Below are 19,960 nucleotides of genomic sequence, written 5' to 3'. Positions count from 1 at the left end.
GAGGAGCAGGTGGAGTCTGCACTGGCAGGTATCCGCGTCGTCGACATGAGCGCCACGGTGATGGGGCCGATGGCGAGCCAGCTGCTCGGCGACCACGGTGCTGACGTCATCAAGGTCGAGTCACCGGCTGGTGACACGACACGGAGTATTCCGCCGATGCAGAACCCCGAGATGGGCTGCACATTCCTGCAGCTCAACCGGAACAAGCGCAGTGTCGTGCTCGACCTCAAGATCGAGCGGCACATGGAGGCGATGCGCGACCTCCTCGCCGGCGCCGACGTGTTCATGTATTCGGTGCGCCCGCAGGCGATGGCCCGGCTCGGCCTGGGGCCCGAGGACCTCGCCGAGCTCAACCCCAAACTCATCTCGGTCAGTCTCGTCGGTTTCGGCGAGGGCGGCCCCTATGCCGGCCGACCAGCGTACGAGGACCTCATCCAGGGCCTCACCGCCGTGCCCTCCCTGCTGGCCCGCACAGGCTCGCCGGAGCCCGGCTATGTGCCCACTTCGTTCAACGACCGCGGTACGGGTCTGTACGCTGCGCACGCCATCGTGACCGCCCTGTTCCACCGCGAGCGGAGCGGGGAGGCCCAGCACATCGAAGTGCCGATGTTCGAGTCGATGGCCCAGTTCGTGCTCGGCGACCACATGGGCGGCATGGCCTTCGAGCCGCCCATGGGTCCGCCCGGATACCCGCGCACACTCACCGCCGAACGGCGCCCCTACCAGACGGCTGACGGCTACGTATGCGCGATCATCTACACCGACAACCACTGGCGGTCCTTCGGAGAGCTCGTCGGGCGGCCGGACCTTCTGGATGACCCGTACTTCGCCGACTTCGGCGTTCGCACCACCCACGCCGATCACACGTACGCCTTCGTGCGCGAGCAGCTGGCCGCGAGGACCACCGCTGAGTGGCTGGGGGTGTTCGAGAAGGCCGATATCCCGGCCACGCCGCTGCACACCCTGGAATCGATTTTCGACGACCCGCACCTGAACGCGGTCGGCTTCTTCCAGACGACGGAGCACCCCACGGAGGGCCCGCTGCGCACGGTGCGCGGTCCGGTCGGCTGGTCCAAGACGCCTCCGGGCCTCCGCCGGCACGCGCCGCAGCTGGGCGAGCACACCGTGGACGTCCTCGTCGAGCTGGGCTATGGCAAGGACGACGCCGCGAAGATCAAGAGGGAAGGCGGGCGGTGAGTGCCCTGGCCAGCTCTGAGAGCGACTCCGGCTACGCCCATGTCGCGTATCACGTCGAGGACGGGGTCGCGCACGTCCGCCTCAACCGGCCCGACAAGCTCAACGTCCTGGGCTTCGGCCCGGACGGCAGCCGGGCCGAGATCCTTGCCGCCCTGCAGCGTGCCGACGCCGACGCGTCCGTCGGGGCGATCCTCGTGAGCGCGGAGGGCCGGGCGTTCTGTGCCGGCGGTGACCTGACCGGGGCGCCGCCGACCGACAGACCGTACGACGTCACGGAGATGGTTGCGGAGGTCGACCGGTTCCACGCCGGCATCCGAGCCGTCCGCAGGCCGATCGTCGCGGCCGTGCACGGCCTGTGCCTGGGGGCGGGCCTGGGCCTGCTTGCCCAGTTCGACCTCGTCGTCGCGGCCGAGGACGCCCGCTTCGGTCTCGTGGAGGGCCGTATCGGCCACCCGGGCGCCACTGAGCTGGTGCCGCTGATCGGGCCGGCGTGGGCGAAGTTCCTGATCCTCACCGGAGAGCTGATCGACGCCTCCGTGGCCGAACGGATCGGGCTCGTCCTGGCCGTGGTCGCACCCGACGCGCTGTCGGTCCGGGCGGGTGACCTCGCCGCACGGATCGCGGCGACGCCCCGGGAAGCGGCGATCCTCAACAAGGCCGCGGTCAACGCCACCGCGGATGCCATGGGGCGTACCGACGGCCGCGCGGCCGGGCGTACCCGCGACGTGGTGACCGTCTCGAACGCCCGCTACGCCGAAGCTCCTGATGGCCGGCGCTTCGCCGACATTCTGGCCACGGAGGGCGTGACCGGACTCAAGGCGGCCCGCGACTCCCAGTTCACCGGGAGCTGGCTGCCGACTCCGACGAGCATGAAGGAAGACCAGTGATCCTCGACGTTCTCCAAGGGGACTTGCAGTACCAGTACATCGCTCTCGACTACCCCGAGCAACGCTCCTTCAACGAGGTGTACGGCTACGCCGGCAGCCAGGGCATGGTCCATGTCGAGGGCGTGTTGCTCAAGCCGCGCACCGGCACCTCGAAGACCGTCTTCTTCTTCATGCATCCGGTCACCCCGATGGATGCGCTGCCCGTGCCGCGGAGCCTGGCCGAGTCCGGTGTGCACGTGCTGTGCGGACGCACCCGATATTTCAAGAACGACTCGGCCCTGATCTTCGAGAAAACGCTGCTCGACTTCGGCGCCTGGATCCGCTACGCCAAGGAACAGCTCGGCTACGAGAAGGTGGTGCTCGTCGGGTGGAGCGGTGGTGGCTCCTTGTCGATGCTCTACCAGTCGCAGGCCGAGAATCCCACGATCGTGGATACGCCGTACGGCGACCCGGTCGATGTCGTCGGTGCCGGGCTCATACCCGCCGACGCTGTGGTCTTCCAGGCCGCGCACGCCTCCCGGGCGCGGGTGCTGCTGGAGTCCCTCGACGCCTCGGTGCGCGATGAGCTCAACCCCGAGGACCGCGACCCGCATCTGGACCTCTACCGGCCCGAGAACCTGGCCAGTCGGCCCTACAGCGCAGACTTCGTCGCGGAGTACCGTGCCGCCCAGCTGTCCCGGATGCGCCGTATCACGGCGACCGTGCGTGAGCGCCTCGAGATGCTCGAGAACCGCGGCGGCAAGGAGATCGAGGGTGCCTTCGTCGTCCACCGGACCGAGGCCGACCCGCGCTGGCTCGACCCGACCCTGGAGCCCAACGACCGTCGGCCGGAGTGGTGTTACTCCGGTGATCCCGAGACGGTCAACACTGGACCGGTCGGCGTCGCGCGGTTCTGCACGCTGCGCTCGTGGCTGTCGCAGTGGTCCATCGACGACACCCGCGCCAGGGCCGAGGTGTGTGCCGAGGACGTCACGGTGCCGTTCCTCACCATCGAGAACAGCGCCGACGACTGCGCCCCGGCGGCCCACGTCCATGAGGTCTTCGAGGCGGTCGCCAGCACCGACAAGGAGTACAAGGTCGTCAAGGGAGCCGACCACTACTACGCGGGCACCCCCGAACTGCTCAAGCAGACAACCGAGCTGACCCTCGAGTTCGTCGCCAAGCGCGGCCTGCTCGGCCTCAGTCCTCCGTCCCCCACCCGACTTCGCTGAAAGGCGCCGCAATGAACGAACCCTTCACCGCACTGGTCGTCGACGAGACCGACGGGAAGCGGGTGTGCGACTTCCGCCGGCTCAGCCTCGCCGACCTGCCCGACTACGACACCCTGATCGAGGTCGAGTACTCCTCGCTCAACTTCAAGGACGGCCTCAACGTCTCCGGCGCCCAGAAGATTGCGCGGCGCACGCCCCTGATCGCCGGCGCCGACCTGGCCGGCACCATCGTGGAGACCACAAATGCCCAGTGGAGGGTCGGCGCCAAGGTCGTCGTCAACGGCTGGGGCATGTCGGAGACCGAGTCCGGTGGCTACACTCGCTATCAGCGGGTCAAGAGCGAGTGGCTCGTCGAGATCCCCGAGCCGTTCAGCACCCTTGATGCGATGGCGATCGGCACAGCCGGCTACACCTCAGCCCTGTGCGTCGACGCACTGGATGCCTGGGGCGCACTGGCCGGTGGCGATGTGCTCGTCACCGGCGCGGCCGGAGGCGTAGGGTCGGTCGCGGTCGCACTCCTTACCGCGGTCGGAGTGCCCGTGGCGGCCTCGACCGGGCGCCCCTCCGCGCACGAGTTCCTCACGGAGCTGGGAGCCGGGACGATCGTGGACCGCAACAAGCTCCTCGAGCCCGGGCGCCCGCTGCAGAAGGAGTGCTGGTCCGGGGTAGTCGACACCGTCGGCGGTGTCACCCTCGTCAACGCGCTGTCGCAGACCGTTTACGGCGGCGCCGCTGCCGCCTGCGGGCTGGCCGGTGGCAGTGACCTAGTCGGCGCGACCGTGCTGCCCCACATCTTGCGCGGGGTTGCGCTGCTCGGCGTCGACTCCGTGATGGCCCCCCAGGCGAAGCGTAAGGCTGCTTGGAGCCGTTTGGCGCGCGACCTCAAGCCCGATGTGCTCGCATCGTTGTCCCGGGTTGAGCCGATGTCGGCGCTTCCGTCACTGGCGCCGCAGATCCTGCAGGGCCAGGTCCAGGGTCGCGTCGTCATCGACGTCACGGCTTGACGATTACAGGTTCGAGACATGGCCGCACGCGAACCGTCGGTGACACAGCGAGAGGGGCGGGGGATGCGCGTCGAGATCGTCGAGGTCGGACCTCGCGATGGGCTCCAGAACGAGAAGGCGCCGCTGTCACCGGAGGACAAGGCCGAGTTGATTCGCCGCAGCACCGCGGCGGGTCTTCGCCGGGTCGAGTCGGTGAGCTTCGTCAGCTCCAAGGCAGTTCCGCAGATGGCGGCCGCCGAGGAGGCCATGGCGCGAACTGAGCGGGTGCCCGGTGTTAGTTACAGCGGCCTGGTCCTCAACCCCCGTGGACTCACGCGCGCCATCGAGACCGGAATGGACGAGGTGAACGTCGTTCTTGTCGCGAGCGAGACCCTCAGCCAGCGCAACCAGGGCGCCACCATCGGGCAGATGGTCGGGCGCTGGCGCCAGATCGTCGCCGAGGCCAACGGCGCCGTTCCGCTTTCCGTCGCGATCGCAGCCGCGTTCGGCTGCCCTTTCGAGGGCGAGGCCGACCCCGAGCTGGTCGCCCGCCTCGCGGGAGAGGCGTACGACGGCGGCGCGGTGGAGATCTCCCTGGCCGAATCGATCGGAGTCGGCGTACCGGCCCAGGTCCGCGCTCCTTGGCGACTTTGGTGCCGAGGTGATCAAAGTCGAGGCACCTGGCGAGGGCGACGCGATGCGCGGCTGGGGTCGGGTCAAGCCTCAGGGCTTGTCGCTGCACTGGCCGATCATCGGGCGCAACAAGAAGTCCATCACGCTCAACCTGCGCAGCGCCCAAGGCCAGGAGATCGTGCGCAAACTCGTCGCGCAGGCGGATGTGCTCGTCGAGAACTTCCGGCCCGGCACCCTGGAGCGGTGGGGCCTGAGCCCCGAGGAGCTCTGGAAGGTCAACCGTGGCCTCGTCGTCACCCGCGTGACGGGATACGGCCAAACGGGCCCCTACGCACCCCGCGCCGGCTTCGGCGTCGTTGGCGAGGCAATGGGCGGATTCCGGTACGTGACCGGCGACCCGGTGACGCCACCGGCCCGAGTGAGCGTCTCGATCGGGGACGAACTCGCTGGCACCTTCGCGGCCCTTGGCACGCTCGTCGCGCTCCACCACCGGCAGAACACCGGCCGCGGGCAGGTCGTCGACGCATCCCTCTACGAGTCCGTGTTTGCGATGATGGAGGCGCTCGTTCCCGACTGGGAGGTCGGCGGCTACCAGCGCGAGCGGACTGGCTCGATCCTCCCGGGCGTCGCGCCGAGCAACGTCTACCCGGCGCTCGAAGGGTCGGTGCTGGCCGGCAACCGCGACACGGTCTTTCAGCGGCTTACCGAGGTGATGGGCCAGCCCGAGCTTGCCGCGGACCCGAGGTTCGCCACCCATGACGCGCGCGGTGCCAACTCCGAGGAGCTGGACCGGATCATCTCCGCTTGGAGCAGTCCGCAGGAATCCGGTCACCTCCTCGACGCGCTCCACGAGGCTGGTGTCCCCGCCGGACTCATCTACCGCGCCAAGGACATGCTGGAGGACCCGCACTTCAAGGCACGTGAGTCGATCGTCCGGCTCAAACACGAAGTGCTCGGCGAATTCCCGATGCGTCCGGGCCCTCGGTCCGGAGCTCGGCGAACACAACACCGCCGTCTACCGCGACCTGCTGGGCCTCAGCGACGACGAGGTCGAGGCGCTGCGGACCGACGCGATCATCTAGCGAGGAGCCGTCATGAGCAAGCGCATCGACACCGCCGTGATAATCGTCGGCGGGGGGCCCGTCGGCCTCACCCTCGCCTACGACCTCGGGCTCCGGGGCGTCCCGTGCGTCCTCGTCGAGGCCGACGCCGGGACCGGACTCGAGCTACTCGCCAAGGCAGGGACCTTCAACGAGCGGACCGTCGAGTACTTCCGGAAGATGGGCGTCGCCGACGACATCATCAACGCCGGGTTCCCGCTCGACTACCCCCGGGACACGCTCTACGTCACCGCGCTCAACGGCTTCGTGCTCGGCCGCGACCCGCTGCCCTCGGCGAAGGATCGCATACCGTTTCCCGAGACGAGGGAGATCCCCGCGCGCTGCCCGCAGTACGTTTTCGACCCGCTGATGGCCGGCAAGGTCAAGGACCTAGGCATGACACAGGTCCTCTACGGCGCTGTCTGGCGCTCGATGTCCGAGGACGCCGATGGCGTCACGTCGGTCGTCGAGGGCCCCGACGGCGAGCACCTAACGGTCCGCTCGAAGTACATCGTCGGATGCGACGGCGCCGGCAGCAACGTCCGCCGCGCAGCGGGCATCGCCTTCGAGGGCAACGATCTCGACTACTCGGTGAGCGCGATGATCGAGTTCGAGGCGCTCGAGGACCTGCACCCTCACGGCCGGGCCGAGCGCTTCATGTTTGTCGGCGAGGACGGGAAGACCTGGGCCAACATCACATCGGTCGACGGCCGGAAGCTATGGCGGATGACGCTCGTCGGCTTCACCGAGCGCCAGCAGCCCGACAGCAACGACTACGACGCAGCCATGCGCCGTGCCCTTGGCACCGACGAGGGCGACTGGATTCTGCACCGCGTGATGCCGTGGCGCCGCAGCCACTACACGGCCGAGCGCTTCGCGCAAGGACGGCTGTTCCTTGCCGGTGACGCCGCCCATACCACTTCGCCCACCGGCGGACACGGCCTCAATACCGGTCTCGGCGACGTCAGCGACCTGGCGTGGATGCTCCAGGCGCTCATCGAGGGCTGGGGTGGCAGATCGCTGATCGACGCCTACAACGCCGAGCGTCGGCCGGTGGCGATCCGCAACGGCAACTTCTCCAGTCGCAACTACGGCGCGTGGGTCGAGGAAGCCAAGTGGGACCGGCTCTTCGAGGACTCGCCCGAGGGGGAGAAGCAGCGCCGGGCGCTGGGGGACCAGATGAACGCCCGCCTGCAGCCCGAGTGGCACTCCTTCGGGGTGGCGATGGGCTATCGGTACGACGAGTCGCCGATCGTCGTCGGTGACGGGACGCCTCCGACTCCGGACGATGCCAGCGTCTACGTGCAGACCGCTCGCCCGGGGCACCGTGCCCCGTTCGTGCGGTTCGCCGATGGCACCGCCACCATCGACCTGCTCGACCGTGACGCCTTCACGTTGCTCGTTCTCGGCGACGAGCCCGCGTCGGCCGACATCGGTCGCGCGGAGGCAGCCGCAGCGGGTCTCGGCGTTCCGCTCACGGTCGTCCGAGTCAGTGAGCCGACCGTCGCCGCAGCCTACGATCGACCGTGGGTGCTGGTGCGCCCCGACGGCATGGTGACCTGGCGCGGCGACGAGTTGCCCGACCCCCGCGACCTGCTGCTGACGGTCACCGGCCATGCCTGAGGATCAGTACGCCCCAGTGGACGAAGGCGTCGATCATGTCCAAGGCATCGTCGCGCTGCTGTGGACGCCCTCGTCCGCTCAGGTCTGGATCTCTACACCACAAGGACTTCGCCCGCAGCGCCGGGTATCCGACGGTGATCGCCCACGGGATGCTCCAGGCGCCTTGCCGGCGACTTACGCAACCGGCCTACTCGGTGCCGCGACCGTGCACCGCTTCGGCGTTCGGTTCCGCTCTCAGGTCTTCTACGGCGACACCCTCAACTGCTCGGGAACCGTCGTTGCCGTCGAGGAGGGGCCGAGGGCGGCCTGGCCACCGTAGAACTGCAGCGAGGCAGCACACCGGCGAGTCGTGATCACCGGGACTGCCGACTTCTTCCTGGCGTGACCCGTGGATCACTGGGTCCAATGATCCCGGTGACAGCGTCAGATGGCGGCGAGCGTGCCGTCCGGCTCGCCCAGGTGGCGTGGAAACAGGCCGCTGAGAACGGCTCCGGCTGCCTCCAGCACTATGCACTGCAAAGGCGTGAAGGGGCTGTCGGAGCGTCTGACGAAGCCGACCTGGCCCCAGGTGCCATGGGCATCGGCCAGGGGAATCGAGAGGATCGAGGGTACTTCGGTTTCGGCCAAGCGCGTCAGCTTTACCGTCGCCGGATAACGGCGCTTGAACTTTGTGATGTCGACGACTCGCCGGATCGCCCGGGTGTTGAAGGTGTCGGCCGAGAGGTATCCGCCGTCTAGCGGCACGCCTGCCGCTACCGAGGTCTGCCACTCCTCCGGCATCCCGGCCTGCGCGACCAGATCCAGCAAGTTCGAGCCCGGGCGCCGGGCGAACACGGCCGCACCGTCACACAGGCTGTCGCCGGCCGCGAGGTCAACGAGGGCCCGGCATGCCTCAAGCCGGCTGTGGGTGGCGAAGAGCGACTGGATGAGCGTGCTCAGACGATCTTCCCAGGTCGCCACGTAGTTGCTGTCCTCCACGCCGGAGCCCTTCTTCTGATGGGCGGCCAGTTCCGTGACGTGCTGGTCGAAGCTGTACCCGATGCCGCGCGCCGCGCGGATGTAGCGACGCTCACCGGAGGCCTCCAGCTTCTTGCGCAGTCGGTTGATCTGCAGGCGCAGGGCGTTGCGGTCGTCTGTGTGCTTCCAGTCCCAGACCTCCTTGAGGATCTCGTGGTGCCGGATCGCGACGAAGGGCTGGCCCATCAGCACGCGAAGCAGGTCGAACTCGGTGGGGGTAAGGCTGACCTGCTGGCCGTCAACCGTGGCTCTGCGAGCCAGCAGGTCGACCCGGAGGCCCGGGCTCTCCAGGAACCGCAGCTCGGCCTGGTTCGGGATGGCTCGGCGCAGGAGCGCGTCGGTGCCGGCTCGCAACAGATCGCCGGAGTAGCCCTGCTCCAGGACCAGGTCTGCTCCGGCGTTGAGCAAAGTGGGCTCGGACTGTGTGCCAGGCGACGACAGCGCGACCATGGGAGCCCGGGAGAGCGGCCTCAGAAGCGACACGGTGCCGATCGTCCACGGATCCGAGGTGCCGGCGACGAAGAGGAGTCCGAAGTTGCGCACCAAGACCAGCCACGATGCCCGGTCCAGGTCGGTGGTGCACACGCACTTCCAGCCGATGGCAGCCAAGGCGCTGGATGTGGCCGCGGCGCCGAGCTCTGTGTCCGCGACCACGAGGGCCGTTCCGCGGTGGCCGCCATTTGGCGCAGACGATCTAGTGGGCACGGTCGGGCCCAGCGGGGGCGCAGGGCGCGAATTGGTACGCCGGTCGTTGTGCACTGAAGCCTCCGCGAACTCGACGGTGAGTGGCGTGCGCCATAGCCAGTATGGCCATATCTGACAGCGTGTACAAGGATCTGCAGGTCGGAGACGACCGGCTGAGCCGGTGGTCCGAGCAACCGGCGTCTCGGTCTGTGGGTTGAGCACCGACCGGCATTCTTCGTACATGTAGGGGGGATGCCGAACTGCTGGCGAGGCTTCTCGCGCCCGGGCGCCCGTCCTACAGTGCCGAGGGGAGGAGCGCGGCTCGATAACTTCGTTCGGAGAGGAAGTTCATGCAGCATGAAACCCTCGTGGTGAGCGGCGAGTTCGACACCGTCGACCATCTGTTGGCGGCGGCGGCCGCCCAACAGGGGGAGCGCGACGCGTACGTCGGTCCCGACGATCGGATGAGCTTTGCAGAGTGGCACCTCCGCTCCGACCTGGTGGCGGAGGAGCTCCGCCGACGCGGTGTCGGCCGGGGCGACGTCGTGGCGCTCGTGATGCCCAACTCGTGTGACTTCGCCGTCGTGTTCGCGGCGATCGCGAAGCTCGGTGCTGTCACCACCGCACTCAACACTCGGCTCGGGCCCCAGGAGATGGAGGCGATCGCCCAGACATGCTTGCCACGGCTGGTGGTGCGTGATGGCACGCTGGCCACCCCGCCGCTGCCCGGCGAGCCGCGGTCCCTCCTTCGCTCCGAGCTGGCGGGGATCTACGCTCGCGTGGCGGTCGACCCGCCGCGTGGCCAGTGCAACCCCGCGGACCCGGTCGTGATCATGTGGACCAGTGGTACGACCGGGAACCCCAAGGGCCCCTACCTTGACCACCGCAACCTCAAGGCCGTCTCCGACGCTGCCGGACCGATGAGCACACCCGGTGACCGCAGACTGGTTCCCACACCATTCCCGCACGCCGGCTACATGGCGCGCCTGTGGGACCAGATCCACCACCTGACGACCGTGATCATTGGCGTGATGCCATGGTCGGTGGACTCCATGCTGCGGCAGATCGTCGAGGAGAGAGTCACGGTGATCGGCGCCGTACCGACCCAGTGGGAGAAGCTTGTTCAGTTTCCCGGCATCGACGAGCTCGACCTCGGCTCCGTCCGCGTGGGGCTCAGCGCGACCGCTCCCGCACGACCCGAGTTGGTGGAGCGGGTCAAGGAGGTCCTCGGCTGCCCGCTCGTGGTCCGCTATGCGATGACGGAGAGCCCGAGCATCGCCGGCACCCGACCTGAGGACCCGCCGGAGGTGCAATTCCGCACCGTGGGCCGCCCCCAAGTCGGCATGGAGGTTTCCGTGCTGGCCGACGAGGGGGAAGTCGGCATGGTCCGCATCCGTGGGGCCTGCGTGATGCGCGGCTACTGGAACGACCCGGCACGGACGGCGAAGGCATTCGACTCCGAGGGCTGGCTGCTGACGGGCGATCTCGGCTATCTCGATGCCGACGGCAACCTCGTGCTCACCGGCCGCTCCAGCGACATGTACATCCGCGGCGGCTACAACGTCTATCCCGCCGAGGTGGAGAGCCTGTTGGTCACCCACCCGAAAGTCGCCAATGTCAGCATCGTCGCTGCTCCGGCGCCGACTATCGGTGAGATTGGTGTTGCCTTCGTGGTGCCGGTACCCGGTGAGACGGTCACCTTGGATGAGTTGCGGGAGTTCGTACGACGAAACCTGGCCGACTACAAGGCGCCGGACGTTCTGCATGTTATCCAGGAGCTGCCGGCGAACGCGATGCACAAGATCAATCGGAGCGCGCTGCGCGAGTTGGCGAAGGCCTCCGTGACCACCGAGACCGCCCCGGTATCTGCCGCCGGCGTGGGCCGCTGATCGACAGGAGGAGCAAGTAGTAAGAGTCGAAGCACCCACAGTGGTCATCGTCGCGGATGCCCGCACGCGACGGGTCGGCTGCTCCGCGGTCTGTCCGGCTCGAGCCCGCCACCGATCTGGGTGGAATCGTGAACCGGCGGGAGAAGGCCAGGATAGGCGGGGACCAGGTCGACTACGTCGTCGTCGGCACGTCATCCAGGCCGGATGCGGGCAGAACACCGCTCGACGGTCGCCGTCAAGGGTGGTAACGCGATGATGATGCCGGCGGTGACACTCATCAAGGTTGCGTGGCCAGGGTGAAGGCGATCGCCACCGCCGACCAGATGATCCGTGTCCGGGAGCATGATGTCGTCGCTGTCGGCGGCATGCAGTCGATGAGCCAGGCCCCGCACCTGCTGTCGAAGTCCGGGACCGGCTTCAAGTACTGCTACACAATGGTGGTCGACACGATGGCCTACGACGCGCTCTTCGACCAATTCACCTACCAGGCGATGGATGAGGCAGGCGACGAGCCGACGCCACGTCTCGGGTGCGGCGTCGGTGGGCGCGCTCGGCGCGGAAGCCGTCGAGCATCAGGTACAGGTGGCGGCGCCATGCGTGCGGGCGATCCCGTCGGGCGCCTCGATGATCCGGCTGTGGGACCAGATGACGAAGGCGAGGTCCTCGGGTACCAGGTCGGGTCGTAGGCGGCCCTGCTCTCGCGCGCGTTCGACGATGCGCACGCCGGGTCATGGATCCGGGTCTGCTGGCTGGCCAGGCAGACGTTCTCAGGCAGCCGGATCGAGGCGAAGTCGTTGAGGCCCCGGTCGCGGGCCTGGAGTTCGCACATGGTTTCCAGGAACAGGCACAGCCCTTCCCACACGTCGTCCATGCTCAGGGCCTGTTCCGCGGCGGCGACCCAGATCGCGAGCTTGCGCCAGCGAAGACCTCCTGCACCAGGCACAGTTGGCGACCTGCTCCAGCGACGCCTGCATCATGCGGCCGGCGGCGACCACATCCGCTCCGGCGTGGCGTTCTCGCAGCTGAGTTACTGGGTCAGCGACCTGCCAGGCGCGGTGGTGGTGGCCTACGAGACCGGCCGACCGGCTTCGTACCTGTACCGGCACCTGACCGCAGCCGGGATCGGGTGCGAGGTCGCAGCAAGCGGCCTTGCAATCGGTGAAGTTGATGCTGCGTAGGCAGTTTGTCCGCCCTGTTCCATGGAAGCCCACGGTTGAGCGAATTCGTCGACCGGACCTCCGTCGGGGGAGAACGAGCCGTGTCTTACCGACCGGTGGTCAGCAGGCCGCACCACCTCCGGTCACGGACCTTCTCCCACCGCGCGGTCAGCCGCCCAGCCGGAGTCCACGCGCTCGTGTCCCGAAGATCTCGGTGCCGAATACCTCACCGAGTCTGGTGGCATCCCAGCGCTGCTCGTTGCTGCAGGCGACCGCGTCCTCGGTCCATCCGCCCATGAGATAGATCTTGTCGCCGATTGCTCGGATGACCTGTCCGGAGATTTGGCTGGCCTGCTCGCTCGCGAGCCACGCGACGACAGGGGAGCAAAGGGAGGCGTCCAGGGGATCGAAGGAGTCCTCGGGACGTTCGTCCGGCTCGGGGACGACATCATCCTTGCCGGACGCGGAGAGACGGGTAAGGCCACCGGGCCCGATCGCATTGACGGTCACTCCGATGCTTGCCAGTTCCAGACTGAGGGTGAGCGTCAGGCCTGCGATCGCCGACTTGGCGGTCGCGTAGTTCGACTGACCGAAGTGGCCCAGGAGCCCGGCACCGGAGACCGTGTTGATGATGCGGCCGTACGTCGTACCCGTGGAGGCTTTGGCGGTCGTGCGCCATCGGCGGGCGACCGAACGGCACGCCAGCCACGTTCCGCGGACGTGCACGCGCATCACCAGGTCGAAATCGGTGACCGGCATGTTCCAGATGGCTCGATCCCGCACGATGCCGGCGTTGTTCACGAGGATGTCCACGCGCCCGTACTCCGTCCAAGCCCGATCGACCAGTGCCTCCACCTGGTCCTCGTCGCCGACATCGCCGTAGTCCGCGATGGCTCGTCCACCGCGTGACCGGATGATGTCGACGACAACGTCGGCGTCGCGGCCGGATCCGTCGCCGGAGATCGTCGTCCCGAGGTCGTTGACGACGACGGCCGCTCCTTGCTTGGCCAGTTCCAGGGCATGACCCCGGCCGATACCGTGCGCGGCTCCCGTGACGATGGCGACCTTGCCATCCAACAGTCCAGGCATGAGGTGGTGATTCTCCTTCTTGTCTTGTCACCTTGTGGTGACACGGCCGGTGCGGTCGCCGGCGTGCCGGTGATGTGGTGAGGACAGCGCGGACTCAGGCAGGTACGAAGACCGGAGCCGACAATGTCTCGTCGAGCGGCTCGGCCCGGACGGTCAGAGCCATCCCGATGTGGAGGTCCTCTGGAGCGCAGTCCACGATGGTGGTCATCAACCGGGGCCCCTCCTCGAGCTCGACGAGGGCGGCTACGTACGGAACGCGATCGGCGAACGGCGGCAAGTCGTTGACATAGACCGTGGAGAACGTGTATAGCGAGGCGCGGCCGCTGGCAGGACGAGGCTCGACGGCGCAGCTCCAGCAAAACGGGCAGAAGGGACGCGGGTAGTGGTGTACCCGGTCGCAGTCCGTGCAGTGGGCGATGAGTAGGACGCCACGATCGCGGATCGCGTCCCAGTACGGCTGTGTGTCCGGCTCTACGGTGGGCAGGTCCCGGCGGTCGGCACGAGTCACGAGAGATCCTTTCTCACACGCCACGGAAAACGGGCGCGCGATTCTCCAGAAATGCGGCCACGCCCTCCGTGGAGTCGATGGAGTGGCTCTGTGCCTCCTGCATCAGACCCTCGAAGGCGAAGGAGGACGCTCGATCCTGATCGAGGGCGACGTTGAAGAGGCGTTTGGTCAGCGCGAGTGCGGTGGTGGGGGCTGCGGCCAACCTGGTGGCCAGTGCGGAGACCGTGGATGCCAAATCGTCACCGGACACGACCCAATTGACTAGTCCGAGCCGCAACGCGTCCTCGGCCGGAAGACGGTCGCCGAGCAGGGCCAGTTCCTTGGCCTTGCGCATGCCGAGGTGACGAGTGAGCAGGTAGGCGCCGGCCGCGTCGACCGTGATGCCGCGCAGAACGAACGACTCGATGAAGACCGCTTCCTCCGTGGCGATCACGAAATCCGCCGCGAGGGCCAGGTGAGCTCCCATCCCCGCCGCCGCACCCTGGACGACAGCGATCACTGGCTTGTCGCAGTCCAAGACGGCAGCGATCAGCTGCTGGGCGCCGCCCATGATTCGCCTGCTGACCTCCCCGACAACCATCTCGGCGTCTGTTCGGCGGAGGCCGGTGACGTCCGCACCGGTGCAGAAGTGCCGCCCCGCGGCACGCAGGACGACGCACCGCACGGCGGCGGTCTCGTGTGCCCTCTGGAGTAGCGCGATGACCTGCCGCCGGTCCGACGGTCGCAACGCGTTGCCCTTGGCGGCCCGGTCGAGGGTGATGGTCAGGATCCCATCCGACAGCTCCGAACGGATCGAAGCGTGCGTTGCCTCTTCGTCAACCACATCGGCCTGGGTGTCCACTGTCTGGTCGTCGTTCATGTCAGCTATTCTGGCATCACCGTCACTTACTAGGCAACCAATGAGGGAGAAACCGCGTGACTGAGGCCCCGCATCTGACGCCACCGTCATTTGAGTTCCCTATAGAGCTCGGGGCGGTGCGAGCGTTCGTCCAGGCCATGGAGTCGGGAAACCCCGCTTTTGCGGGAGCTGCCCCGGTTGTTCCGCCGACCTTCCTGGTGACGTCGCACCGTTGGTCCACGAAGGAGAACCGGATCGACCATGGCATCCCGAGGGCCCGGCTCCTGCACGGCGGGCAGGAGTTCCGTTTCCACGGGGAACCTCCCCGGGTCGGCCACACCCTCACCGCCCGGGAGCAGCTCACCGAGCGTTACCAGAAGCAGGGCCGCCGCGGCGGCACGATGGAGTTCGTCACCGTGACGACCGAGTTCCACGACCATTCGGGAAGGCTTGTCGCGGAGATGAGCGCGACCTACATCGGTACAGCGCCGAAGGGGGAGCACGCATGAACGTCGCCACACCGGAAGTCGGTCAGCGTGCCGAGCCACGTACCTACGGCCCCATCACGTCGGAGACGATCGTGCGCTACTCGGCAGCATCAGGAGACCTCAATCCGATGCACTACGACAAGGATTTCGCCCAGCAGGCCGGCTACCCGACCGTGTTCTCGCAGGGCATGAACTCCGCCGCGCTCCTGGGCTCCTTCCTCTCTGATTGGTTCGAGCCGGCCTGGATTCGGCGATTCGGGGTCCGGTTCCGAGAGTTGGTCTGGCCTGGTGATCTCCTGGAATGCTCGGGGGAGGTCGTCGCGGTCGCCGCGGTCGAGGGAGGTAGCGCCGTTACCGTTGAGCTTCGGCTTCGTCGTCAGTCGGGCGAGACAGCTCTCGAAGGCTCCGCGGACCTGTTCGTGCCGGAGTCCGCGGCGTCCACAAGCTGACCTACGGCGGACGCGGCGCCATCCGGACCGGGCGGCGCCGCGTCCCCCGCCTCGCTCGCCCAAGCGCAGCGTCTGTGACGGTGCCCGGCCTGCAGCCGTACCAGGCGGCTCGGTCCCATTGCCAAGCTGGGCATACGTCATGCCGTGCTGCTTGGCCACGCCGGCAGGCACGTCGAGCGCTTCCCAGATCGCCTTGATGGTTCCCTGCACCGCGTCCGACCGGCGTGTGGCGATTGTCCCTGCCAGCGTCTCGGCATGGACCCGAGGTCCCTCACGGGCGAACACCTCGCTGACCAGTCCCAGACCCGTGGCCGTTCTGGCCCTGATCCGTTCGTCGTTGCCGACGGGGGCGCAGCGCAGCACGTCGCCCGGCGGGCGCGATGCAGCCTGCCGATCGGCTCCGGTGTCGAGACGATGCCGACGCCGGCACGCGGGTCGAAGAAGGTCGCCCCCTCCGAGGCGATGACGATGTCGGATTCATTGACGAAGTACATCCGGCCGCCTGCGGCCATGCCGTGAAAGGCGACGACAACACGCTTCCAGAAGTTGGGCGCGTGGCCCGAGCCACTGACCGGGGTCCATCTGGTTGAAGATCGGCTCGTCCAACCACCCCGGTCCTTCATCGGGGTCGAGAACGGTGCAGAACGCTCGGCCGCCAGCCGCCCGGCACGACCGCGTGGATGTCTTTGTCTCCTCGGACCTCCGCCCAGGCAGCGGTCATGTCCAAGGTCATCTGCCGGTTAAGCCGTTCGAGCCGGTTGAGCGTGATCGCAGGGCTTGATCAAGCTCCGTAGCTGTCCGGATCGTTGGTGATGCCCAGGATGGGGAGTGCTCGGTGGGGCTCGTCGCGTATCGCCCGGGTGGTCTTGGCGATGTTGTCGGCGCCGAGGGTTTTCAGCACGCCGATGGCGAGGTTGCGGAGGGTAGCCAGGGCCCGTGGTGCGGTCCCGGCGTGGACGGTGGAGGCCTCCTCGGCGAAGGTGACGTCCCTGATGTGGTGCGAGGAGTTCGCTGGTGACGGCGTAGACACTCTCACGGGTCTCGCGCTTGCCGGTGGGCTTGCGGCGGCGGTGGACGCGGATGGCCAGGCGGGCGTGGGGAAAGGCGATTCCGTCGAGTTCGTCGGCGATACCGCAGGTCTTGACCGAGCGGGACTCGCGGCGTCCGTGTCCGGTCCCGGAGGCGGTGTGCTGGACTGCGATGGACTGCCAGGGCAGAGCGGCGAGTTGGGTGTAGGCGGTGGGCTGGTTGGTCTTGATCACGGCGATGTAGTGGGCCTTCTTGGTTTCCACCAGCCAGGAGATGTTCGCCTTGACCGAGTGCAGGGCGTCGAAGGTGACGACGGTGCCGGTCAGGTCCGGCGGTGCCAGCAGCGGCCGGAAGTGCGTGGTTTCGTTCGTCTTCGCGCCGACCTCCACCTGGGCGAGGGGCACGAGGGTGCCGTGGGTGACCGCAGAGAGCAGATGCCGGCGCGTCGCGGTGAGACGGGCTGATCCCTTGAGTGCTTTGCGTCGACGGCGATCGCGCGCGAGCGCCCGGACGCGGAGGGCGACGGCGCCTGGGCGGGTTGGGTGGCGGCCCGGTGCCGGTCGGCCGAGTAGGCGCCGACCGCCCGGTCCAGGGCGTCACCGTCGACAGCCCCCAGCACACGGCCGATCGTGGCCGACGCCGGAGCGCGCCGCCATCTGAGCAGGTGGCGGCGGATCCCGATCACTGTCAGGACTGCGTTCGAAGCACGCTGGCCCCACTCGGCGAGTTCATCGATGCTCCTCGCTCCCGAGACGGCCGCGCACGCACACACCAGCAGGATCGCTGTGAATGAGTACCACCGGCCCCGGCGGGCGCGCGGGTGGGGCACGGAATCGAAGTACGGGCGCAGGTCGGCAATCCGGCCGGTGTCCAGCGGCCCCAGTTTCACCAGCACGGCAGGGATGGGAGAGGATGCAGCAGCAGGCACGGGCCACCTCATGATCATCGGGCTTAGACACCACAATGATCACGAAGCCCGTGCCTGCTCTGCTATGCGCCCCAACCGGTCACAACCCGATCAGCCGCACGACCCCGGAACTTGCAACCGCCCTGGCGTGATCGTGGCGATGCTCGCGGCAACTTCGAACAGCATGGTCTCGTATCGCATCAGACAGTTCCTGCTTGCGGGATTGCCTCGGTGCGGTGGAGCACTGCGTCTTTGATCTCCTTCTTCATCAGCTTTCCAAGGGAGTTCACCGGTAGTTCGGCGGCCGTCTCGAGCTGGACCGGGAACTTCCGCCGGTTCACGCCGCGCCCGTCCAGGAAGTCGCACAGCGACTGGAGGGAGGGCGGCTCGCCGGTCGGTACGATGACCGCGCAGACGCGTTCGCCGGTCTTGTCGTCCGGGAGGCCGATGACGGCGACCTCCCGGACGGCAGGGTGCTCGGTGAGGGCCAGCTCGAGTTCGCGCGCCGAGATGTTCTCCATGTTCCTGATGATGATGTCCTTGAGACGTCCGGTGACGATGAGGAAGCCTTCGTCGTCGATGCGTGCCAGGTCGCCGGTGCGGAAGTAGCCATCCTCGTCGAAGGCCTCCGAATCGAGGTTCGCGTCGACGTAGCCAGCCATCAGCGAGTTTCCGCGAACGCGGACCTCGCCCGACTCTCCTGGTGGCACGGGGGCGCCGTCTGGCGTGGTGATCTTGAGACAGACGCCACTGGGTCGGCCGTCAGCGACCGCAAGGTGCGCGAGGCTGTCGTCGAGGGTTGCCATGCTGATCAAGGGCATCTCGGTCATGCCATAGCCAGAGACGATCTTGGCTCCGAACGTCTCCATCACCTGCTCGTGCAGGGCCTTGGCGCGGGGGGCGCCTCCGATCAGGAAAGCCCTCAGGCCGGGGAAGAAGCGGGTCTCTGAATTCTGCCGCTGGACCTCCAGGAAGCCCTGGACGAATGGAAGACCGGAACAGCACAGAGTGGTACCGGCGGCCGTAAGATGCCGAGCGGTCTCGAGGGGCGCGAAGCTCTCGGTGACCACCAGGTGAGCCCCCGACCGTACCGCGCCGAGGAAGAACACCAATCCCCCGATGTGGGCGACCGGTGCGATGGAGGAGATGACGTCGTTCGGACCAGGCGACACGGCTGCGCAGAACGTTCGCGCGGCGGCGACGAGGTCGCTGTCGCGGTGGCGGGCTCCCTTCGGGACCGCCGTGGTGCCTGACGTGTAGTAGAGCCAGCGCACGTCGTCAGGAGCCGCCCCGCGGGCGCGGGGAAGCGGGGCGGAGGAGCCATGGGGAAGCGCTGATTCGAGTACCAGCGCTTGGAGACCCGGCACCCTGCCCTCGAGCCGACGTGCCATCGACGCATGGTCGTACCGTGGCTGGCTTTCTGGCACCAGAAGGAGGGCAGAACCCGCCTGCTGAACCATGAACTCGACGTCCGGTTCGCGCAGCGTTGTGACCAGCGGGTTTTGGACGGCACCGAGGCGCGAGAGTGCTACCGAGACCAGGAGCGCGTTGATCGTGGTCGGTAGTTGCCACGAGACGACGCTGCCCTCGCGAACACCTCGTGCGTACAGCCAGGCTGCGACGCGTTCGGCCTCGTCGGCGAAAGCCCCGGCGCTGAGGGTCCTGCCGTGCTCATCCGACACGAGTGTTGAGCCTGGATCAAGATCCGCACGGTGGACGAGTGACTCCCACAGCGTCGGCGACCATTGTCCGTCCGTCGCCGGCAGAGCTTCGGATGTTCCCTGCGTCTGAGTTCCTGCTGAACGCCCTGCCCTCATGTCTGCGTCGGCCTTTCGAATGTCGTCCGGCAGTGTCGTGGGGAAGTAGTTCCAGTGCAGTAGGCAGGATGTCAGATCTTGGAACCGATGTGGGTCGCCTCCCGGGACGTCCGGCTCCTTGCGAGTAGGCGATGGTGGTCAGGTCACGTTCGAAGCCGGCGACCGAGCGGCTCACCGGCTCGATCGGCAGCCACGTGTGAACCCTGCGCCGCCGTACTCGGCGAGTCGAGTCATCACCTCGGTCGGGTGCTAACCAGCGGCGACACAGGCCACGTTGATCTCTGCCACTTGCTCCGCGAGGACCGAGAGGGGGTCGAGAGTCGGCGAGCCAGTGACTGCGGCCGGTTCCGGGCTTTGCGGCAAGGGCATCCAGCACTCGCCGAGTTCCGACGCCCGTCTCCGTGCTGCGGCCGTTACCGTCGAGCCGGATGGGCGGTCCGCCCGGTGTGAACAG

At 67.7% G+C, this 19,960-nt stretch carries 18 protein-coding genes and 2 pseudogenes; 13 read left to right on the top strand and 7 right to left on the bottom strand.

Features of this window, described 5'->3' with window-relative positions:
- The first annotated feature begins 9 nt into the window (after window positions 1-9).
- The 8 genes and pseudogenes from OG241_RS03910 to OG241_RS03875 all read left to right on the top strand — a co-directional run bounded on the left by OG241_RS03910 (window position 10) and on the right by OG241_RS03875 (window position 7,634).
- Complete coding sequence (locus OG241_RS03910; RefSeq protein ID WP_266531850.1) at window positions 10-1,197, top strand: CaiB/BaiF CoA-transferase family protein; 1,188 nt, start codon at window positions 10-12, stop codon at window positions 1,195-1,197.
- On the top strand, window positions 1,194-2,084 hold the full coding sequence (locus OG241_RS03905; protein WP_266531849.1) for an enoyl-CoA hydratase/isomerase family protein: 891 nt from the start codon (window positions 1,194-1,196) through the stop codon (window positions 2,082-2,084). Before OG241_RS03910 ends, OG241_RS03905 begins: the two co-directional genes overlap by 4 nt.
- A complete protein-coding gene (locus tag OG241_RS03900; RefSeq protein ID WP_405813669.1) occupies window positions 2,081-3,295 on the top strand; it encodes an alpha/beta fold hydrolase in 1,215 nt (404 codons plus the stop codon). The genes OG241_RS03905 and OG241_RS03900 overlap by 4 nt, the downstream gene beginning before the upstream one ends.
- Before the next feature lie 11 nt (window positions 3,296-3,306).
- Window positions 3,307-4,299, top strand: a complete 993-nt coding sequence (locus OG241_RS03895) for an MDR family oxidoreductase (protein WP_327690673.1) — start codon at window positions 3,307-3,309, stop codon at window positions 4,297-4,299.
- A gap of 18 nt (window positions 4,300-4,317) precedes the next feature.
- A pseudogene (locus tag OG241_RS03890) lies at window positions 4,318-4,854 on the top strand (hydroxymethylglutaryl-CoA lyase); the annotation flags it as partial.
- An 85-nt stretch (window positions 4,855-4,939) separates the two neighbouring features.
- Window positions 4,940-5,881: pseudogene (locus OG241_RS03885) on the top strand (CaiB/BaiF CoA transferase family protein); the annotation flags it as partial.
- Complete coding sequence (locus OG241_RS03880; RefSeq protein WP_266586793.1) at window positions 5,832-5,993, top strand: hypothetical protein; 162 nt, start codon at window positions 5,832-5,834, stop codon at window positions 5,991-5,993. The pseudogene OG241_RS03885 and the gene OG241_RS03880, both read left to right, overlap by 50 nt.
- A 12-nt stretch (window positions 5,994-6,005) precedes the next feature.
- Window positions 6,006-7,634, top strand: a complete 1,629-nt coding sequence (locus OG241_RS03875; RefSeq protein WP_405813668.1) for an FAD-dependent monooxygenase — start codon at window positions 6,006-6,008, stop codon at window positions 7,632-7,634.
- 423 nt (window positions 7,635-8,057) lie between these two features.
- Here OG241_RS03875 and OG241_RS03870 read toward each other — a convergent pair whose 3' ends face one another.
- Window positions 8,058-9,305: a winged helix-turn-helix domain-containing protein gene (locus OG241_RS03870; RefSeq protein WP_405813667.1), complete on the bottom strand. Its 1,248-nt coding sequence runs from the start codon at window positions 9,303-9,305 to the stop codon at window positions 8,058-8,060.
- A 380-nt stretch (window positions 9,306-9,685) separates the two neighbouring features.
- On the opposite strand from OG241_RS03870, the gene OG241_RS03865 reads away from it, so the two are divergent.
- On the top strand, window positions 9,686-11,224 hold the full coding sequence (locus tag OG241_RS03865; RefSeq protein ID WP_405813666.1) for a class I adenylate-forming enzyme family protein: 1,539 nt from the start codon (window positions 9,686-9,688) through the stop codon (window positions 11,222-11,224).
- A 287-nt stretch (window positions 11,225-11,511) separates the two neighbouring features.
- Complete coding sequence (locus OG241_RS03860) at window positions 11,512-11,910, top strand: hypothetical protein (protein ID WP_405813665.1); 399 nt, start codon at window positions 11,512-11,514, stop codon at window positions 11,908-11,910.
- Between the two features lie 639 nt (window positions 11,911-12,549).
- Here OG241_RS03860 and OG241_RS03855 read toward each other — a convergent pair.
- From OG241_RS03855 to OG241_RS03845, 3 genes are all read right to left on the bottom strand, one after another.
- Window positions 12,550-13,470, bottom strand: a complete 921-nt coding sequence (locus OG241_RS03855) for an SDR family NAD(P)-dependent oxidoreductase (protein ID WP_327690668.1) — start codon at window positions 13,468-13,470, stop codon at window positions 12,550-12,552.
- A 94-nt stretch (window positions 13,471-13,564) separates the two neighbouring features.
- A complete protein-coding gene (locus tag OG241_RS03850; protein ID WP_327690667.1) occupies window positions 13,565-13,978 on the bottom strand; it encodes an OB-fold domain-containing protein in 414 nt (137 codons plus the stop codon).
- Window positions 13,979-13,991: 13 nt separating this feature from the next.
- Window positions 13,992-14,837 carry an enoyl-CoA hydratase/isomerase family protein gene (locus tag OG241_RS03845; protein WP_405813664.1) on the bottom strand — a complete coding sequence of 282 codons (846 nt, stop codon included), beginning with the start codon at window positions 14,835-14,837 and terminating at the stop codon, window positions 13,992-13,994.
- 56 nt (window positions 14,838-14,893) lie between these two features.
- Between OG241_RS03845 and OG241_RS03840 the strand changes: the two genes are divergently transcribed.
- The 3 genes from OG241_RS03840 to OG241_RS03830 all read left to right on the top strand — a co-directional run bounded on the left by OG241_RS03840 (window position 14,894) and on the right by OG241_RS03830 (window position 16,272).
- Window positions 14,894-15,325 carry a MaoC family dehydratase N-terminal domain-containing protein gene (locus OG241_RS03840; protein ID WP_405813663.1) on the top strand — a complete coding sequence of 144 codons (432 nt, stop codon included), beginning with the start codon at window positions 14,894-14,896 and terminating at the stop codon, window positions 15,323-15,325.
- Window positions 15,322-15,753 (top strand): MaoC/PaaZ C-terminal domain-containing protein, encoded by a 432-nt coding sequence (locus OG241_RS03835; RefSeq protein ID WP_266531832.1) that lies wholly within the window; start codon window positions 15,322-15,324, stop codon window positions 15,751-15,753. The genes OG241_RS03840 and OG241_RS03835 overlap by 4 nt, the downstream gene beginning before the upstream one ends.
- 255 nt (window positions 15,754-16,008) lie before the next feature.
- Entirely contained in the window at window positions 16,009-16,272 is a 264-nt protein-coding gene (locus OG241_RS03830; protein ID WP_405813662.1) for a hypothetical protein, read from the top strand.
- Between the two features lie 221 nt (window positions 16,273-16,493).
- On the opposite strand, the gene OG241_RS03825 is transcribed toward OG241_RS03830, so the two are convergent.
- The 3 genes from OG241_RS03825 to OG241_RS03815 all read right to left on the bottom strand — a co-directional run bounded on the left by OG241_RS03825 (window position 16,494) and on the right by OG241_RS03815 (window position 19,506).
- Window positions 16,494-17,216 carry a transposase gene (locus tag OG241_RS03825; protein WP_405826035.1) on the bottom strand — a complete coding sequence of 241 codons (723 nt, stop codon included), beginning with the start codon at window positions 17,214-17,216 and terminating at the stop codon, window positions 16,494-16,496.
- Window positions 17,105-17,722 (bottom strand): transposase family protein, encoded by a 618-nt coding sequence (locus tag OG241_RS03820; protein ID WP_405813661.1) that lies wholly within the window; start codon window positions 17,720-17,722, stop codon window positions 17,105-17,107. Before OG241_RS03820 ends, OG241_RS03825 begins: the two co-directional genes overlap by 112 nt.
- 167 nt (window positions 17,723-17,889) lie before the next feature.
- Window positions 17,890-19,506 (bottom strand): class I adenylate-forming enzyme family protein, encoded by a 1,617-nt coding sequence (locus tag OG241_RS03815; protein WP_405813660.1) that lies wholly within the window; start codon window positions 19,504-19,506, stop codon window positions 17,890-17,892.
- Window positions 19,507-19,960 lie beyond the last annotated feature (454 nt).

The organism is Streptomyces sp. NBC_01390 (genome assembly GCF_045040105.1).
Lineage (GTDB): Bacteria > Actinomycetota > Actinomycetes > Streptomycetales > Streptomycetaceae > Streptomyces.
Note: the sequence above shows the minus strand (reverse complement) of the source record. Positions and strands in the feature narration are given on the sequence as shown.

Bases quoted from the DNA above. Each gene is read 5' to 3' on its own strand.
- OG241_RS03895 (WP_327690673.1), top strand. From the start codon at position 3,307: ATGAACGAACCCTTCACCGCACTGGTCGTCGACGAGACCGACGGGAAG.
- OG241_RS03875 (WP_405813668.1), top strand. From the start codon at position 6,006: ATGAGCAAGCGCATCGACACCGCCGTGATAATCGTCGGCGGGGGGCCC.
- OG241_RS03865 (WP_405813666.1), top strand. From the start codon at position 9,686: ATGCAGCATGAAACCCTCGTGGTGAGCGGCGAGTTCGACACCGTCGAC.
- OG241_RS03855 (WP_327690668.1), bottom strand. From the start codon at position 13,470: ATGCCTGGACTGTTGGATGGCAAGGTCGCCATCGTCACGGGAGCCGCG.
- OG241_RS03845 (WP_405813664.1), bottom strand. From the start codon at position 14,837: ATGAACGACGACCAGACAGTGGACACCCAGGCCGATGTGGTTGACGAA.
- OG241_RS03835 (WP_266531832.1), top strand. From the start codon at position 15,322: ATGAACGTCGCCACACCGGAAGTCGGTCAGCGTGCCGAGCCACGTACC.
- OG241_RS03830 (WP_405813662.1), top strand. From the start codon at position 16,009: ATGGACCCGAGGTCCCTCACGGGCGAACACCTCGCTGACCAGTCCCAG.
- OG241_RS03820 (WP_405813661.1), bottom strand. From the start codon at position 17,722: ATGAGGTGGCCCGTGCCTGCTGCTGCATCCTCTCCCATCCCTGCCGTG.
- OG241_RS03815 (WP_405813660.1), bottom strand. From the start codon at position 19,506: ATGAGGGCAGGGCGTTCAGCAGGAACTCAGACGCAGGGAACATCCGAA.